The following is a 16622-nucleotide window of genomic DNA, read 5'->3' as shown; positions in this document are numbered from 1 at the left end:
AGTTCTCGTGATGCGTTTGAGCCAATGTCACAACTTCCACGACTTCCGGCGGCTGGCCAAGCAACGGTTGCCGGGGCCAATCTTCAACTACATCGACGGTGGCGCCGATGATGAGGTGACCTATCGGGAAAACACCAACGCGTTCGACCGTTGCGATCTGTTGCCCTCTGTTCTGCGCGGGGTGAAGGACGTGGACATGTCCGTTACCGTGATGGGGCAAAAGCTGGACATGCCCGTCTATTGTTCGCCCACAGCACTGCAGCGCCTGTTCCACCATCAGGGCGAACGCGCGGTGGCCGCAGCGGCCGAGAAATACGGCACCATGTTCGGCGTGTCCTCGCTAGGCACTGTGCCGCTGGAAGAGCTGCGAAAGAAACACAAGAACCCACAGGTCTATCAATTCTATTTCCACAAGGACCGCGGCCTGAACGCCGCCATGATGCAGCGCGCCAAAGAGGCCGGTGTCGAGGTTATGATGCTGACCGTCGACAGCATCACCGGCGGCAATCGCGAGCGTGACCTGCGCACCGGCTTTTCGATCCCGTTCCGGCTGACGTTGGGGGGTATGATCCAGTTCGCAATCAAGCCGATGTGGGGGATCAACTATGTAACCCACGAGAAATTCCGCCTGCCGCAGTTAGAGGAACATGTAGACATGGGTGGAGGCGCGAGTTCGATCGGCGGGTATTTCACCGACATGCTGGATCCGTCGATGACCTGGAATGACGTCGCACAGATGGTGCGGGATTGGGACGGTCAATTCTGCCTGAAAGGGATCATGACCGTTGAAGACGCGCGTCGCGCGGCCGAGATCGGATGCACCGGGATTATCCTGTCAAACCATGGCGGTCGTCAGTTGGACGGCTCGCGCACGCCGTTCGACCAACTGGCCGAGATCGTCGATGCGGTCGGTGACAAGCTGGACGTGATGATGGACAGCGGTATCCAGCGCGGAACCCATGTGTTGAAGGCGCTGTCGCTGGGGGCAAAGGCCGTTGGGGTAGGGCGTCTCTATTTGTATCCGCTTGCCGCTGCGGGGCAGGCAGGTGTCGAACGCGCGTTGGGATTGATGCAGGCCGAGATTGAACGCGATATGAAACTGATGGGTGTGACACGTATCGACCAGTTGAACCGCAATAATGTCCGGTTCAGGGACACTGCGCCCACTTTGAATGTGCAAAGGGACGCAGCATGACCAATGAGGACCTGATCGGGACGTTCCGCGCCATCGTCGGCTCTCGCCATGTCCTGACCGACAAACGCGCGACTGAACGGTTTTGCCGCGGCTTTCGCTCGGGTGAGGGCGAGGCATTGTGTGTCATCCGACCGGGTACGCTGTTGGAACAGTGGAGAGTGCTGCAAGCCTGCGTCGCGGCGGATAAAATCGTCATCATGCAAGCGGCCAACACTGGCCTGACCGAGGGCTCGACCCCGTCCGGCCACTATGACCGAGATGTGGTCCTGATAAACACTTGCCGGATGGACACCCTGGTTCCGTTGAATGACGGCGCGCAGATTGTCAGCTTTCCGGGTGCCACACTTTTCGCACTGGAAAAACTACTGGCTCCGCTGGGACGCGAGCCGCATTCGGTAATTGGGTCGTCCTGTATCGGGGCGTCGATTGTTGGTGGGGTCTGTAACAACTCGGGAGGTTCCCTGGTCGAACGCGGCCCAGTTTACACCGAACTTTCGGTCTATGCCCGGATCACCGAACAGGGTGATCTAGAGTTGGTCAATCATCTGGGTATTGATCTGGGCGAGACGCCCGAAGAAATTCTGACCAATCTGGACGCCGGAACCTTCAACCGGACACCAGAATCCTCTAATAAACGCGCCTCGGCCAGTGACTATGCGCTGATCGTGCGCGATGTGGATGCTCAAACGCCGGCGCGGTTCAACGCCGACAAGGGGAAACTGTTCGAATCCGCTGGGTCTGCTGGAAAGTTGGCCGTATTCGCCGTGCGCCTCGATACTTTTCCGAAGAACAACGCTGAGAAGGTGTTTTACATCGGCGCCAACGATCCCGGTGATCTGGCCGCCCTACGCCGCCACATTCTGTCCGAGTTTAAAGTCTTGCCAGTGTCCGCAGAATACATGCACCGCGACGTGTTCGATATCACTGCGCGCTATGGCAAGGACACGGTCGTGATGATTGATAAGCTAGGCACTGACCGCCTACCGATGTTTTTTGCCATGAAAGGGGCTGTGGATGCGCGATTGCGACGGGTTCCGTTCCTGCGCAATTTTACCGACCGCTTCATGCAAATGGCGGTGGCGCTGTGGCCACGAGTTCTGCCCAAAAGAATGCTGGGTTTCCGCGACCGGTTTGAACATCACCTGATCCTTAAAATGAAGGATGCCGGGATAGATGAAGCGGCCAATTGGTTGCCCGGCTTTCTGGAAGATCGCGACGCCGATTTCCTTGAATGCACAGCGCGTGAGGCCAAGATTGCGGGGCTGCACCGTTTCGCCGCTGCGGGGGCCGCCGTGCGCTATATGGCCATTCACGCAGATGAGGTTGAGGACATCATCGCCTTGGACGTTGCCCTGCGACGCAATGATCAGGATTGGCTGGAAAACCTACCACCCGAGATAAGTAATCAGCTTGTCCACAAGCTCTATTATGGACATTTCATGTGCCACGTGATGCATCAGGACTATGTGGTTCGAAAAGGGGCGGACCCTAAGGCATTGAAGGCGGCGATGCTCAAATTGTTTGATGCGCGCGGCGCGGAATATCCGGCCGAACACAATGTGGGCCACCTGTATGCCGCGAAACCCGATCTGGCGGCACATTACAAATGTTGTGATCCCACCAATTCGTTCAACCCCGGAATTGGAAAGATGTCCAAAGCACGGAACTATGCCGGGGTTGCACCCGAATAACCAACAGTGTCGGGAACGTCGTCAGCAGCAGACCCAGCAGCGATGGGCAGCCTTCTGGTGATACGGGTGTAGGGGATTTTTTTCAGGTCGCAGAGAAAGGTACCTGGTGAAGAAACCGCAAAAACCTCTTCTGCAATAGGTTCGAAATCTGCTCGGAAATGGGCTGTACTCTTCACGCAAATCACCGAATAACTCGTTGGATTTAAACCAATATGCGTGAAATGCGCGCGATCCAGGCATTGGTTGCGTATACTTGTGACGACAAGATCAATCTCGGCCTTGTGCCCAACCAACCGAAGGGCCGCCGTCTTGCCGAGCGTTGCAATGCCACCACCATACATTTCACCCGTATAGCGACATGTGCCATCACCCAATGCCAGAACTTCAAACTCTGCTTTGACCGGAACGTGACCCGCCAAGTTGGATTTTGCACCAATAGCCAGATTGACCAATGCACCTTCACCCGCCGCATGGGCTTGCTCTGCGCTTTCGGGATCATTGAATAGGCCCATCAAAACGCTTGTGACTCCACCCTCTATCAGGGCTGCCAGCAATCCAGTGGTGTCAGACGTCCCACCCGCACCGGCGTTGTCCTGAACATCAGCCAATACAACCGGCTTTTCCCGTCTTTGGCGGCCTGTCAAAATAGCTTCTTCCAGAGACAGCATGGAACAATCAAGGCGGGTTTCCCGGGCCAAAAACAAGTTGACGATATCTTCAACGGCAGCGGCCGCTTTATTCGCTGTGGTTGCGTAGGCAACGCAGGACGGGCCGGTGTCGGGAAAATTCGCCGCCGTAAAGCCAAGCGCGATTTCTGTCAGTACATCCTGCTGCTCGAATCTTGCTGGCAATTGATAGATTTCGTCGAATGGCGCAGAGCCGGTATATTGTGCATGCAGCGGAATAAGATATGGCACCGCTTGAAACGCTTTGCTCAGTGTTTCATCAGCAAGCAAGCGCTGTAGTACAGGAACGCACCTTGCGCCTGTTTCCGCCATATCCAGATGAGGGTAGGTGCGAAAGATCGACAGGTAATCTGCGTGTTCAACCATCTGCGCCGAGATGTTGGCATGCAGGTCCAAACTTGCCACCACTGGAATTTCTGGGCCCACGAGATTGCGGACGCGACGCAAAACCTCTCCCTCACCATCAGCTAGGCTTTCGGTGACCATCGCGCCGTGCAGATCAAGATACACGCCGTCAATCTGACCCGCAGCGCGGATTCCATCCAATAACATCCCGCAAATCGTTTCGAAGGCGTGATCGGTTACATGAGCAGATGGCTCTGCCGAACACCACAGTATCGGCACGACTTCAAACCCTACTGCGGTAGCCGCTGCAGCAAAACCTGCGGCGGGCAGGTTCATGCCAGCCGTTTCTGAAATAACCTGCGCGCCCAGCAGCATACTAGGCCAGGAATCCGCCATCTCAAACTCGGCCAGACCAGCCTTTGTCACACCATAGCAATTGGTTTCATGCTGAAACCCCGCGATCGCGATACGCTTGGCCGTCATTAGGTGTGCTCGACTTCTTGTTCGGTGGGCAGTGCTGAAAATACTATTTGACCGTTGCGAATTGTTTCCAGCACTCGCGTGTCTGTCAGGTGATCCGGGGCGTGCAAGGGGTTACGCGAAAGAATGGCGAAATCAGCGACCTTACCCGGCTCGATAGACCCGCGCTGATCCTCTTTGAAGACTTGCCAGGCTGCGTCGATAGTTTGTGCGCGTAAGGCCGACAGAACGCTGATCTTTTGACCCTCGCCAAGCATACGGCCCGAAGCGGTTTTGCGATTTACCGCGCAATGGGCCAAGTGGATCGGACGTGTCGGCGTGACCGAGGCGTCGTTGTGGATCGTGTATCGAACGCCGAACTTTTCCGCTGACGCCGCAGGGGAAATTCGCGCAGACCGCTCGGGCCCCAGGAAGGTGTCAAAGTGGCGATCCCCCCAAAAATACACATGAGCGGGAAAGAAGCTGACGGTCAGGCCAAGCTGGGCCATACGCCTTAGCTGATCATCCCGCAGGGCCTGACCGTGGATAATGGTATGGCGGTGATCTGCGCGGGTGTGCGCCTGCAGGGCTTTTTCAACCGCATCAATGAACATCTCGGCGCCGGCATCGCCATTGCAGTGGCAATGAATTTGCAGACCTTTTTCATGAAGCTTGCGAACGTCAGCATCCAGCTGCTGTTGCGAGGTGTAGACCATTCCGCATGGATGATCCGAATCTATCGGTCGATAATAGGGGGCCGACAGATAGGCGGTCTGCAACTGAAACGCCCCATCCGTGAACAGCTTGCGCGGACCCAGTGTAAAATGTGGGTTGCCGGGCCAATTCGCGCCGATCCAATGCGTGCTTAGTTTGGGCTCCAGGCTTGCGATGGGTAAAAGCTCGATGTCTATTCCCGGGTCCTGATCCGCGGGCAAACTGGCAAAGTGATCCAGCATGGCCTGCGAAGTCCAGGCATTCTGCGCATAGGTTACGCCGTGGGCCAGGTATTCGTCACGACAGGCATCAAAGCCCTGCCAGAATCTTTCCCGGTTGATAAGGAAATCCGTGTCGCCCATCTCACCCATGGCCGATAGTCCTTCGATCAACCCCGTTAAGGCGCCGGTATCGGGATCGCGACCAAAGCGGCCACCTTCCGGGTCAGGGGTATGACGGTTTATCCCGCGCCTCTCGAGTGCGATGGAATTTGCGGCCCCGTTGTGACCCGACGCATGGATAACCCAGATGGGATGGCGTAATGATACGTCGTCCAACTCGGCCCGTGTGGGCATTCGGTGTTCTAGAATGGACGTATTGTCAAACGACACCCCCATGACCCATTCACCCTCGGGCGTCGCGTCGGCTTTCTCTCGAAGTCTGTCCAGCGCCTGGGTCATTTGTGTGCAATCCCCCAATGGGGGCGGGGACAGGTCAACACGGAACAGTCGGATAAACCCCGGATCCGGGAAGTGCCCGTGTGGGTCGATAAACGCAGGAATCAGAGTGCGCCCCTGCAGGTTATGCTCTTGGACATCAGAAGGCATGCGCGCGCGCAGGTCAGCTTCGGACCCTACCGCCTGGATTCTGTCACCTGCAGTCAAAACTGCCTCAGGCGAAGAGTTCTGTGCATCCATCGTTAGGATTGTGCCATTGAAATAGAGTGTGCTTGGCATTGGACTTCCTATTAGGACAGCGGGGCCAGACAACGCAGGCCGTGGCCTTCGCCCACTTCCCATTCTGGTGTCTGGGTGCAGATATCCTTGGCAAAAGGACAGCGCTCGCGGAATTCGCACCCGGAAGGGCGCTTGAGCAGGCTGGGGGGTTCACCTTTAAGAGCGATCCGTTCCAATCGCGCATCCGGGTCGGGCTCTGGATTGGCACTCAGAAGACAGCGCGTATAAGGATGGCGCGGGTCGTTGAAAATCGTCTCGGTTGTGCCTTCTTCGACCAATCGGCCCAGATACATGATGCCCATCCTGTCGGCCACGTGGCGCACGACGCTGAGGTTATGTGTGATGATAACCATCGCCAAACCCAGCCTTTCACGCAGATCGTTGAGCAGGTTCAGCAATTCGCCCTGCACCGACACATCAAGGCCAGCGGTTGGTTCATCCGCCAGGATCAGCTTGGGCTCCAGCGCCAACGCACGGGCCACGCCCACACGCCGTGCCTGACCGCCAGACAGCTGGTAAGGATAACGATCCGCAAAATGCGTGGGCAGGTTGACCATTTCCAGCAGGCGCTTGGCCTCTGCATCCAGATCGCGGTCCTTCATACCCTGAATGCGATAGGGTTCTGTGATCAGGCTGCGGATCGTCAAGCGTGGCGAGAGGCTGCCGACCGGGTCCTGAAACATCATGGCCATGTCCTTGCGAAGCGGACGCATGACCTTTTCCGGCGCGCCTCGAATTTCCTGGCCTTCGAAAGTGACCGAACCATCCTGCGCCGGGGCAAGTCCCGCGATGGCGCGAATAACCGTCGTTTTGCCAGAGCCACTTTCACCAACCAGCGCGTAGGTCTCGCCGGGTTCTACGGTAAAGCTGACGCCCGCCAGAACATTGACCGGTCCATAGCTGGTTTTAAGGTCCACGACGTTCAGCAAGCTCATGTTGTGGCCTCCTCATGGTTCAGCCAGCACGCAGCATGATGGCCTTCTTTTAGTTGATCCAAAGGGGGCACCTCACTCGCGCAGCGTGCCATCGCTTGATCGCAACGATCTCTGAAAATGCAGCCACCTGGCAGGTTGGCCAGATCGGGCACTTCGCCGGGGATGGTCGGCAATATACGGGCGCGCTCTTTGATGTGACCGGGGTCGCATTCTATAAGACGGCGCGTGTAGGGGTGTTTGGGGTTGTGAAAAATCTCCCGCACGTCGCCGCTTTCGACAACTGCACCGGCATACATCACCACCACCCGGTCGCAGAGTTCAGCAATCACACCCAGATGGTGCGAGATAAACAGGATGGCACAGTGAAATTCGCGTTGTAGTTCTTGCAGGCGCTCAATGATCTGCACCTCAAGCGTTGCGTCCAATGCAGTTGTCGGCTCATCCGCGATCAACAGGTCAGGTTCGGACATCAACGCCATCGCAATCGCGATCCGCTGGCGCATCCCGCCCGAGAATTCGTGGGGATATTGTTTCAATCGCGCTTCGGGATCGGGAATGCCAACGGCACCCAGCATCTTGGCTGCGTGGGCCAGTTTGTCCGCTTTGGATTGCTTGGATCGGTGCTGAATGTCCAGCATCTGCTGCCCGATAGTCAGAACCGGATTATGCGTTTGCATCGGATCCTGAAAGACAATGGATATATCCGCCCCACGCAGGTCACGCATCTGACGCTCAGAGGCTTGCAGCAAATCCTGCCCCTTGAACCTAACCTCTCCTTCGCGGAAGCGCGTATTGGGTGCGGTCAAACGCAGGATAGATGAAATCAAGGTGGATTTGCCACAACCAGATTCCCCAACAATGCCGACAATTTCACCCTTGTTGACGTTGAAAGTGATATCCCGCAGGGCCTTCAGGTCGCCGCGTCCTGTTTCGTAGTCGACGCTGAGGTGGTCGATTTCCAGAAGTATATCGGTCATCTCTGTTTCCTCAGTTTCGGGTCAACCACGTCGCGCAGGCTTTCACCCAGGAAGGTGAACCCAAGCGTTGCCAGAATGATTGGCAGGCCGCCGCCCACTACCAGCCAAGGCGTCTGGCGGATCAGGGAATAACCGTCCTTCAGTAACGCTCCCCAGCTGGGGGTTGGGGGTTTGACACCCAGTCCCAAGAAGGAGAGGCCAGCCTCAAGCGCGATAACTGTGGGGATGTCCATCGCCGCCAGTACCGCCAGAACGCCAATGATGTTGGGCAGCATATGCACACCCAAGATGCGCGCCATGCTGGCCCCCATCGAGCGTTCGGCCAGTATGAACTCGGAGTTGCGCAGCGTCAGCGTCTGGGTTCGCGCCACCCGCCCATAGGTCGGGATCGAGGTCGCCATGACCACAAACACCACGGTCTGAAGGCTCGGCCCGACGAGGGCCACAACAGCAAGCGCGAACATCACGGTCGGAAAGGACCGAATGGTATCGAAAAACAGCATCAAAAGATTGTCGAGCCACTTCGGCCCGTACCCTGCAATCATACCCAGCGTCAGGCCAATCGCCATGGCACCAAACACAGCAGGCAAAGCCACCTTGAGCGCGACTTGGCCTCCGGCAATCACACGCGAAAACGTATCACGACCTAGCTGGTCGGTTCCCAGCAGATGCGCCGCGGACGGTCCTTGCATGCGGGATTTGATATCCATCGCAATCGGGTCATAGGGCACGATCCAGGCCGCGAATATCGCGCAGAACACTATGATGCCAACGATGATCAAGCCCATTAAGCCAAGCGGGTCACGGGCGACGCCGACGATGATCTGGCTCAGTTCAGAACGAGATTTTTCCATAACTCCCCCTCCTCAATGAGCCGTACGCGCACGTGGATCGAGCAACGCATTGATCAGATCAGCCAATGCGGTCGACACTACGAACAGCGCGGTGGATACGAGGACCGAACCCATGACAATCGGGTAGTTGCGGGTCGTGATGCTATCGATCACCAACTTTCCCAGCCCGGGGCGGGCAAAGACGATTTCTGCGAAAACGGCCGAGCTGAGAAGAAAGCCCATCCCGACCCCAATCACGGTAACCACTGGCAGTATGGCAATACGCAACGCGTAAACCATGACCACGCGACGTTCGGCGATACCAAAGGCCCGGGCCGTGCGTACATGGCTTTCGCCCATAACTTCCAGCATCGAAGCCCGCACAAGCCTGGCAATATAGCCAACCCAGCTGAGCCCTATGGCAAAGGCCGGCAGGACCAGATGGTCCAGTCGATCCCAGAACCCTTCGCCCGCGCCAATGGCAGGGAACCATTGCAGATGCACGGCAAAAACAAGCAGCGCCAACAGTGCAACAACAAAGGCCGGCGCAGCAACAAAGCTGACGGATACTGCAGCAGCGATCCGGTCGATCAAAGTGTTAGGATGCGCAGCCGCATAGGCACCAAGCGCAATGCCCAAGCTTGCAGACCACAGGATAGACGCAAAGATCAGCTCCAGAGTGAAAGGCAATTGCTGAAACACAATCTCGGTCACGGAACGGCCCGAGAAGACGTCAGTGCCAAGGTCACCCTGCAGGAGGTTTCCATAGAAGATCAAAAGTTGTTTCCAGATCGGTTGATCAAGCCCCAGCGCCGCAGTTAGCTGAGCCTGAAGCTCGGGCGTGGCGCGCGGGCCCAGCATGATCTGGACCGGATCGCCTGGCACGGCGCGGATCATCAGGAACATGACGGTCACCGCCACGAAGAGGATAAGCAGCGACAGCCCGAAGCGACGGGTTGCGAAATTCAGCATGGCCAACTGGCTCCTTGCGGCTTGGTGGCTTTGTTTTTGGTACGGCGAGCGTTACGCGCCCGCCGCACCTCGGTCGACCTGGGGAGATCAGGTCGCCTTGCCGAAATAGCGAAGCAGGGACAGGCCATCCGGCCGCAACGCAGGAACGACACGTGCGCTGTGTATGACCGGTGTCGCCTCGTGGGTGATAAAGCGATAGGCACCGCTATCTTCCATCAAGTCCTGCGCGCGCTGATACATTTCAGCCCGTTTTGCGATATCCGTTTCCGCAGCCGCGGCTTCATGGATTTCGTTGAATTCAGGACTATTGAAACGCTCCCAGTTCCACTTGCCAATCTGTTCGGGCGTAAACCACGACGTCGCATAGTACGGATCTGGGGTCATGGAATAGCGATTCAGTACAAGCTGAAGGTTCTCATTGTCCCCAGACGCCCAGAACGCCCCGGATTCTAGAACATTCACCTCAACCGTGATCCCGATCTGCGCCAGTGTCGCCTGAATGATCTGGGCGGTTGTCGTAAAGGTCGTCTTGTTCAGTGTATCGAGGGTCAGCGTAACATTGGTTTCACCGGATTCCGCCAGCAACTGCGCCGCTTTTTCAAAATTCGCCTCGGGTGGCACAAGCGAAGAAGGTCGATGCCCGGCAAGACCCGGTGCAATGATGCCGGTCGATGGATCAGCGGCACCAAAATAGGCGGCCTCTAGAATGCTGGGTACATCCACCGCGTGCTGGATCGCCTGCCGCAGTTTTTGATTTTGCAGCTTCGGATGCTCGACGTTCATTCCCAACCAGACATAATAAAGCGAGGGTTTTTCAACCAGCGATCCGCCATTCGGAACACCGGCGCGGTACCGCTCGACCGAGCCCAGCGACACGCGGGTTACATCCAACTCACCTGCCTCAAACGCAATCTCGGCTGTGTTTTCATCGTCAATTGGATAAATCTCGACAGTATCCCAGGTCGGCGCATCCCCTTTCCAATCAGGGTTGCGCTTAAGAACCGTCTTTTCCTTGGGTGACCAACTGTCCCGCAGGTACGGCCCGGACTCTGCAACCGGATCAGCCCCGATCCGGCCACCGGCGGCTTCGACTGCCGCTTTTGAGACGATGTTTCCGGTGATATAGGGCAGCGCGATCGACCAGATCGGTGCGAACGGTTTGTTCAGAACAATTGTCCCTTCGCGTTCACCAGTTACTTCAACATGGCTGAATGGCCCCAAGTCGGGCTTGTTCGGACTGTCGGTCGCGTCGTCCACGACCCGTTCCATGCTGAATTTGACATCCTCGGCGGTCATGGCACCAAAACCGTTGGTGAACCCGATATCGTCACGTAGTGCGAATTTGATGTGGGTCGGATCAACCTGCTCAATCATCGTTGCGGCATCCAGCTGCCAGCCCCATTCCTCGCCCGGTTTGTACTGGATCAGCTTGTTGTAGATCGAAGCATGTACTTCCTCTTCAACAACACCAACGGAATGGGCCGGATCCATGTTCTGTGCATCACCATAAGCCCGCACACGCAAAACACCGTCATCTGCTGCAAACGCACGGTCCGCCCACCCCATCGGAAGCGCGGTTGCGGCCCCAAGCGCGGTTGCGCCTTTCAGAAACCCCCTGCGACCGATATTGGCCTTTGTCCATTCGATCTTCATAGTATCCTCCCTTGGATTAATTCAAAGAAGCCCGCGCGGAATGGTTTCCGACCATTCCTTTGTCAGAACTTCGATTTCGTCTGCGCCTTCGGTGGCGCGTAGTTTGCGGTAGAGGTAGAAATTCTGCGCATCGCAGGTCATGCGGCACTCGGTCGAGATGGCCACCTGCCAATCCACCCGCTCAAAGGTAAAGTTCCAGGCGGTCTCGAAGACGGCGGTGGCGGGATCATCGGGGTGGATACCGTAGTGCATTCGCACATCGCTGCCGACAATCAGATCATGATAAGGATCGCGCGTCTTGCCGTAGTCATCGAACGTTTCCAGAACCACTCGACCATCGTCGGTCATCATGCGTTCGGATTGGGCTGAAGGTGGACGCAAAGGTTCAGCTTCCAGAACCGGATATGTCTGTGCCGGTCCCGGTTCCGAGGCATTAATTTCGCGTGTGACCTCGCGCACCGGCAGATGCAGGGCGCAATCTTGCAAGTGCAATGTCACCTCGGCAGAATTCGGCGCCGGCCAGACGATCGGCCAGTAAGATGTAGACAGGGCCAGCCGCAACACATGGCCCCGGCGTAAGTGATGCGCGCATTCATTCAGGGCTATCTCGGCCTCGTAAATCTGACCTGGCTCCAGCGTTTGCGGCGTCTCATGACTGTGGTAGTGACACAGGTTCAAAGACCGATAGCTGATCCGCTGCGATACACCGTCAGGCGAGACGTCGCACAACCGCGCGACCAGTTGTGCCACTGGTTGATCCACTGAAAATTGAAACTTCAGCTTTGCACGCCCCAGTAACTCTAACGGAGCTTGCAGCGGCGCGCTGTCAAAACAAACCGACAGGGCGTCGTCCCTGGCCTGGTCGCCCGCAAGTTCGTTGTCGATCCGCATGCCTGCACAGAAATACCCCCCATCGGCACCAATATGACAGGGCGACGCGATAGCGACCGTGCCAGACGTCGACTCCTGCGAAAAACCGCCCTTTGTCAGATGCCAGACCTGTTCAGAGACATGAGGCGAAGGCCATGTCGCCTCAGCGATCCAACGACCTTGCCGAGGGCTGTTATGCGCTGTTGGGTTGAAGTGTTCCTGCATATAGGTCCGATACGCAGGCAAATCCTCGGCGCCATTTTCTTGCCCTTTCAGCCAGCGATCAAACCAGCCGATGACTTCTGAGTGAAAATCCGCCGGATCAAGTTTCGAGATATGCGCGTAGCGATGTTCCCAAGGTCCAATGACGGCTTTAGCGGGCACGGTTAGGTTCGCGACCAAAGCCGGGGGTGCATTGACATAAGCATCTGCCCAGCCAGTGATTGCCAATACAGGGGTCTGGATCGCGGACCAATCCTCGCAAACTGAGCCGTGCTTCCAGAAAGAGTCCCGTGTCGGATGACGCAACCAATCCGCCGCAGAGAATGGGACGTTTTGCAGTCGGGCAAGCCAATCCTCTCGCCAATCCGCGCGAAGTTCAGGATCAGCAGGGCGGGTCAGGTACGCAAACATCTGACTGCCCCAGTTCATATTGTCACTTAGCAGGCATCCACCCATAAAATGGATGTCATCCGCATAGCGATCCACAGTCGAAGCGACACTGACCACGGCTTTCAACGCAGGTGGTTGTCGAAAGGCCAGTTGCAGACCGTTAAACCCGCCCCACGATATTCCAATCATCCCGACAAACCCGTCACACCAATCCTGCGCGGCAATCCAGGCTATGACCTCCTCGCCATCACGCAGTTCCTGCTCGGAATACTCGTCGTCAAACTGCCCTTCGCTGTCTCCGGTCCCAGCAATGTCGACGCGGATGCAGGCATATCCTGCTTCAGCAAAAACTGTGTGTGTTGTTTCATCTCTTGGCGCAGTGCCATCGCGTTTGCGATATGGCAGGTATTCCAGAATGGCCGGGGCCGGATCTGTTTCGGGTAACCAGATACGCGCGGCAAGCCGCCGCCCGTCCGCAAGGGTGATCCATGTGTTTTCGATGGTTTCGATTGGCATCTGAGACTTATCTGTTGTGGGCCGATACCGAAGAAGAAACCGATTTGCAGACAAAACAAATTGTGCGATCTTACGCGGATTGACGCTATTTGCAGTGATACCGCGTCAGAACGCGAAAGGTTTTGCCTGTGTCCGAGAATTTTTCTGCCAACCTGCGGTCGTTATGCGCAGAACATGGGAACATTTCGCAGATTTGTCGCGATATCGGCGTCAACAGACAGCAATTCAATCGTTACTTGAATGGCGCCAGTCTGCCTTCCGCGTACAACATGCGTCGCATTGCGCGTCATTTCGACCTGACAGAAGCCGATTTATTCGCTGAAACCGGCGTCTTCGAACTGATGCTAAAAGGCGCCCTGTCACATACCGGAACAACGCCAACGGATGCTTTTTTGGAACCTTTTCGGGGTCAACAGAAAAACCTCAGGCGATACGTGGGGTTCTATCATTCCTATTTCTGCACACCTTCATGGGAAGGAAAGATCTTTTGTTCATTGATCCGAATTCAGGAAGTTGATGGGCTGTTCACGATCCGCTCCCGAGAAATTGCTACGTCTCCAGACAAAAGCACGCACCAGATTTCACGCTATGCCGGTTTGGTGACAATGCGCGGAAACAGGATATTCGTGACCGAGCACGAGCTTACGCGCGAAGGTAGCGTTGCCAATACGATTTTGTATTCCGCACACCGTCAACAGCTGAAATATCTGCGAGGCATGACAATGGGCGTCGCATGGCGCCCATACCCGCATCCCTACGCTGCCAAGGCAATCTGGAAACGATTGCACGAGCGTGTAACCGCCCGTGAGGCAATTGCTGCTTGTGGAATCTATCCTGCCCAAAGCAATAGGATTGATCCAACCGTCAGAAAGCACCTTCACGAGGCTTGAGGCGGTCGTTGAACTAAAATAAACTCTAATTTTTAGGTAGTTGCTCGTGTGGACCGCAAACTCCAAGTTTGAATTTGACGTCTCACTCTACCAGCAATTCAACGTCACCTGTTGTATTGAGAGCAAACCGATGTTAGTTCCAGACCGCATAAACGTTTGTTTCACGCAGAAGTTCGAAGCCCTTAAAGCTGGGTTTAGGTCCTATTTTGGCTGGGACGCTACCCACTCTCAAGGACGTTATGCTACAAGTTTGGCAGTGCCTAAACGGCAACTACGCCGGGCATTGAATCCTGTCGTTGGCGAGCGTCCGTTGAATCCATGACAGAATTTCAGATGGGCGACTTTTTTTACGATCTGCCTGTGACAACGGCAACAGGCATTCGCGCATTTCCGCCACGCGGAGGGGGTTGGCAGCAAGCTCATCCAGTGCCGCGGCAAGAGCATCAATATCGTAGGGGTTCACCAATACCACACCTTTGTCCGGCACCTGCCACCTGACGTCGGGAATATCCGACGTCACTGCAGGAAGCGCGCAAGCCATGGCCTCAGCGATGGCGTTGCAGCAGCCCTCGGCCAGAGTTGGAAGGGCCAGCACATCGGCGGCATTCAGCCATAACGCAAGGTCCTCATGGCTGACGCTCCCTGTCTTGATGACTCCTGGAAAGTCTGGCACCAGCGGTCCAGAACCTAGAAACGCAGCTTGGACAGGCTTTGTCATTTTGTGCAGCGCTGCGTTAAGCCGGGATGCTCCTTTGCGGTCGTAATAGTGGCCTACGTAGACCGGGATGAATGCATCTTGGCTCAGCCCAAGCTTTTGTCGACATTCGACCTTATCCATCGGACGAAACCGTGCCCAATTCGGGAAATTCAATATCAGTTCCACGCGTGATGAATCGGCACCCAGCTCTATCGCCTCATCCTGCAATCGCGGTGATACACAGACAATCCCTGCCGCGTCACGTATAACTGTGCGGCGCATCTCAACCGTATCGGTTGTGCCTTTCAGCAGAGAATGGGACTCGCCCAAAGCCACGAAGTAGGGCAGCCCCTTTTCCCGAGCAACGACACGGGCAAACTGCCCAGACTCGGCAAATTGAGCGTAGATCAGATCGGGTCGCTTACCACCACGCAACCCCGAGAGGATATTGTCGTTGTGGCGGTCTAGCAGCAAGCGGTAGAGCCCTTTGGGTAAATGCTTGGCAAATGGGGTGCCTAACGTCGGCACCAGATCTGTATTGACGCCGGGGATTGAGACATCTTCGCGGAGAGATCGTCCTTTGAGGCGCTCAGAAAGGGTAGTCGCGCTAATCACATCGACAGCAACACCTTGGGCACTCCAGCCCTCGGCAAGGTTGGCAACAAAACGACCGGATTCCGGTTTATAGGGGCGGGGATAGACTGGCGAGACAATGCGGATGCGTTTTGGATAGATCATGAGGCGGTTTTCACCAGTGTTTCCGGGTTGAGTACCTCGGGCATCCAAATGTCCTTGGTTTCTGGATATATTTCTGCGCAAAAATTGTAAGTCGGATCGAAAATGATGCGCAATTGTTCTTGGGTCGCGTCACCGACGTATTCAGCTTTGGCATGCACATTCACCTGCCGTTCTGCATGCTCGGGGCAGAAGGCGACACCCGCAAACTCGGACAGGCGGGCGATTTCATCTCGCTGAAAGATCGTTTCGTAAAAGCCGAAGAACAACTGATCTTCGGCAAAAACTTGTCGCAACGCAGTTACGGTGCGTTCGTAGTCAGCTCGCAGTCTCGCTTCGGGTGATTGTGCATAAGCCAGTACAGCGGTATCCAAATCGCCATCTAGCTGTACAGCTTCGGTGCGGGTGTTTTTGCGTCGGTTCATCTGTGCTGCAGAAACGCATCGCGTCACCGGATCGCGCATGAGAAACATAGCTTTCATAGGAATGCCGCGATGGGCAAAGCCGTCTCGAATGGTTTCTAGTACTGACGCTGGTAGACCTGCATAAGCTGGAGTGATGTCGCCAGTTAAAGCAATCCCAGGACGATTGAGCAAGTCCTTGAAGAAATCGAAGTAACCTTCAAGATCATCCTGTAACGCGCCGCGAACCGCAGAGACAGACGGAGACCGGCGGAGCGCGCGGCGCAGTAAGGATTCACCTGCGTTTCGTAGACCTGATCGCCCACGATGATCGTAGTGTGCCATTTCTGGCAAATGGACCGAATCCCAGACGTGGTATTCCTTTATCGGACCAAAATCTGCATTCGAATCCGCAGCGAGATAGGAATGCACCCAGGTCGAACCGGATTTTTGCGCACCCAACCCGAGAAGGAAACAACCCTGAT

General features: G+C 56.0%; 13 protein-coding genes. 3 read left to right on the top strand and 10 right to left on the bottom strand.

The window, feature by feature from the left end; translation table 11 throughout:
* Positions 1 to 10 precede the first annotated feature (10 nt).
* Both ACR0AL_RS17090 and dld read left to right on the top strand, forming a co-directional pair.
* Positions 11 to 1195 carry an alpha-hydroxy acid oxidase gene (locus ACR0AL_RS17090; RefSeq protein ID WP_480663992.1) on the top strand — a complete coding sequence of 395 codons (1185 nt, stop codon included), beginning with the start codon at positions 11 to 13 and terminating at the stop codon, positions 1193 to 1195.
* Positions 1192 to 2886 (top strand): D-lactate dehydrogenase, encoded by a 1695-nt coding sequence (dld, locus tag ACR0AL_RS17085; RefSeq protein WP_480663990.1) that lies wholly within the window; start codon positions 1192 to 1194, stop codon positions 2884 to 2886. Before ACR0AL_RS17090 ends, dld begins: the two co-directional genes overlap by 4 nt.
* Here the strand turns inward: dld and ACR0AL_RS17080 are convergent.
* From ACR0AL_RS17080 to ACR0AL_RS17045, 8 genes are all read right to left on the bottom strand, one after another.
* Positions 2862 to 4400, bottom strand: a complete 1539-nt coding sequence (locus ACR0AL_RS17080; protein WP_480663987.1) for a M81 family metallopeptidase — start codon at positions 4398 to 4400, stop codon at positions 2862 to 2864. The two genes, dld and ACR0AL_RS17080, sit on opposite strands and share 25 nt — an antisense overlap.
* Complete coding sequence (locus ACR0AL_RS17075) at positions 4400 to 6046, bottom strand: amidohydrolase (protein WP_480663985.1); 1647 nt, start codon at positions 6044 to 6046, stop codon at positions 4400 to 4402. Before ACR0AL_RS17075 ends, ACR0AL_RS17080 begins: the two co-directional genes overlap by 1 nt.
* Before the next feature lie 11 nt (positions 6047 to 6057).
* The gene (locus ACR0AL_RS17070) at positions 6058 to 6981 is read right to left on the bottom strand and encodes an oligopeptide/dipeptide ABC transporter ATP-binding protein (protein WP_170362623.1); all 924 of its coding nucleotides are present in this window, start codon (positions 6979 to 6981) and stop codon (positions 6058 to 6060) included.
* Complete coding sequence (locus tag ACR0AL_RS17065) at positions 6978 to 7958, bottom strand: ABC transporter ATP-binding protein (RefSeq protein WP_170362624.1); 981 nt, start codon at positions 7956 to 7958, stop codon at positions 6978 to 6980. Before ACR0AL_RS17065 ends, ACR0AL_RS17070 begins: the two co-directional genes overlap by 4 nt.
* Complete coding sequence (locus ACR0AL_RS17060) at positions 7955 to 8812, bottom strand: ABC transporter permease (protein ID WP_170413240.1); 858 nt, start codon at positions 8810 to 8812, stop codon at positions 7955 to 7957. The genes ACR0AL_RS17065 and ACR0AL_RS17060 overlap by 4 nt, the downstream gene beginning before the upstream one ends.
* Positions 8813 to 8824: 12 nt before the next feature.
* A complete protein-coding gene (locus ACR0AL_RS17055) occupies positions 8825 to 9763 on the bottom strand; it encodes an ABC transporter permease (RefSeq protein WP_170351176.1) in 939 nt (312 codons plus the stop codon).
* Between the two features lie 87 nt (positions 9764 to 9850).
* On the bottom strand, positions 9851 to 11416 hold the full coding sequence (locus ACR0AL_RS17050) for an ABC transporter substrate-binding protein (protein WP_480663983.1): 1566 nt from the start codon (positions 11414 to 11416) through the stop codon (positions 9851 to 9853).
* 21 nt (positions 11417 to 11437) lie between these two features.
* Positions 11438 to 13414, bottom strand: a complete 1977-nt coding sequence (locus ACR0AL_RS17045) for a CocE/NonD family hydrolase (protein WP_480663981.1) — start codon at positions 13412 to 13414, stop codon at positions 11438 to 11440.
* A gap of 128 nt (positions 13415 to 13542) precedes the next feature.
* Between ACR0AL_RS17045 and ACR0AL_RS17040 the strand changes: the two genes are divergently transcribed.
* Positions 13543 to 14304 carry a helix-turn-helix transcriptional regulator gene (locus ACR0AL_RS17040; protein ID WP_170351173.1) on the top strand — a complete coding sequence of 254 codons (762 nt, stop codon included), beginning with the start codon at positions 13543 to 13545 and terminating at the stop codon, positions 14302 to 14304.
* Between the two features lie 271 nt (positions 14305 to 14575).
* On the opposite strand, the gene ACR0AL_RS17035 is transcribed toward ACR0AL_RS17040, so the two are convergent.
* Both ACR0AL_RS17035 and ACR0AL_RS17030 read right to left on the bottom strand, forming a co-directional pair.
* Positions 14576 to 15739, bottom strand: coding sequence for a glycosyltransferase (locus ACR0AL_RS17035; RefSeq protein WP_480663979.1), 1164 nt, complete (start codon positions 15737 to 15739; stop codon positions 14576 to 14578).
* Positions 15736 to 16599 (bottom strand): sulfotransferase family protein, encoded by an 864-nt coding sequence (locus ACR0AL_RS17030; RefSeq protein WP_170351171.1) that lies wholly within the window; start codon positions 16597 to 16599, stop codon positions 15736 to 15738. The genes ACR0AL_RS17035 and ACR0AL_RS17030 overlap by 4 nt, the downstream gene beginning before the upstream one ends.
* Positions 16600 to 16622 lie beyond the last annotated feature (23 nt).

It is taken from the genome of Ruegeria sp. BB1 (assembly GCF_056539465.1).
This window is presented reverse-complemented; position numbering and strand designations above follow the sequence as displayed.

What these genes read in the sequence shown, in the direction of transcription:
- ACR0AL_RS17090 (WP_480663992.1), top strand. Translation starts at nt 11, where the DNA reads ATGCGTTTGAGCCAATGTCACAACTTCCACGACTTCCGGCGGCTGGCC.
- dld (WP_480663990.1), top strand. Translation starts at nt 1,192, where the DNA reads ATGACCAATGAGGACCTGATCGGGACGTTCCGCGCCATCGTCGGCTCT.
- ACR0AL_RS17080 (WP_480663987.1), bottom strand. Translation starts at nt 4,400, where the DNA reads ATGACGGCCAAGCGTATCGCGATCGCGGGGTTTCAGCATGAAACCAAT.
- ACR0AL_RS17075 (WP_480663985.1), bottom strand. Translation starts at nt 6,046, where the DNA reads ATGCCAAGCACACTCTATTTCAATGGCACAATCCTAACGATGGATGCA.
- ACR0AL_RS17070 (WP_170362623.1), bottom strand. Translation starts at nt 6,981, where the DNA reads ATGAGCTTGCTGAACGTCGTGGACCTTAAAACCAGCTATGGACCGGTC.
- ACR0AL_RS17065 (WP_170362624.1), bottom strand. Translation starts at nt 7,958, where the DNA reads ATGACCGATATACTTCTGGAAATCGACCACCTCAGCGTCGACTACGAA.
- ACR0AL_RS17060 (WP_170413240.1), bottom strand. Translation starts at nt 8,812, where the DNA reads ATGGAAAAATCTCGTTCTGAACTGAGCCAGATCATCGTCGGCGTCGCC.
- ACR0AL_RS17055 (WP_170351176.1), bottom strand. Translation starts at nt 9,763, where the DNA reads ATGCTGAATTTCGCAACCCGTCGCTTCGGGCTGTCGCTGCTTATCCTC.
- ACR0AL_RS17050 (WP_480663983.1), bottom strand. Translation starts at nt 11,416, where the DNA reads ATGAAGATCGAATGGACAAAGGCCAATATCGGTCGCAGGGGGTTTCTG.
- ACR0AL_RS17045 (WP_480663981.1), bottom strand. Translation starts at nt 13,414, where the DNA reads ATGCCAATCGAAACCATCGAAAACACATGGATCACCCTTGCGGACGGG.
- ACR0AL_RS17035 (WP_480663979.1), bottom strand. Translation starts at nt 15,739, where the DNA reads ATGATCTATCCAAAACGCATCCGCATTGTCTCGCCAGTCTATCCCCGC.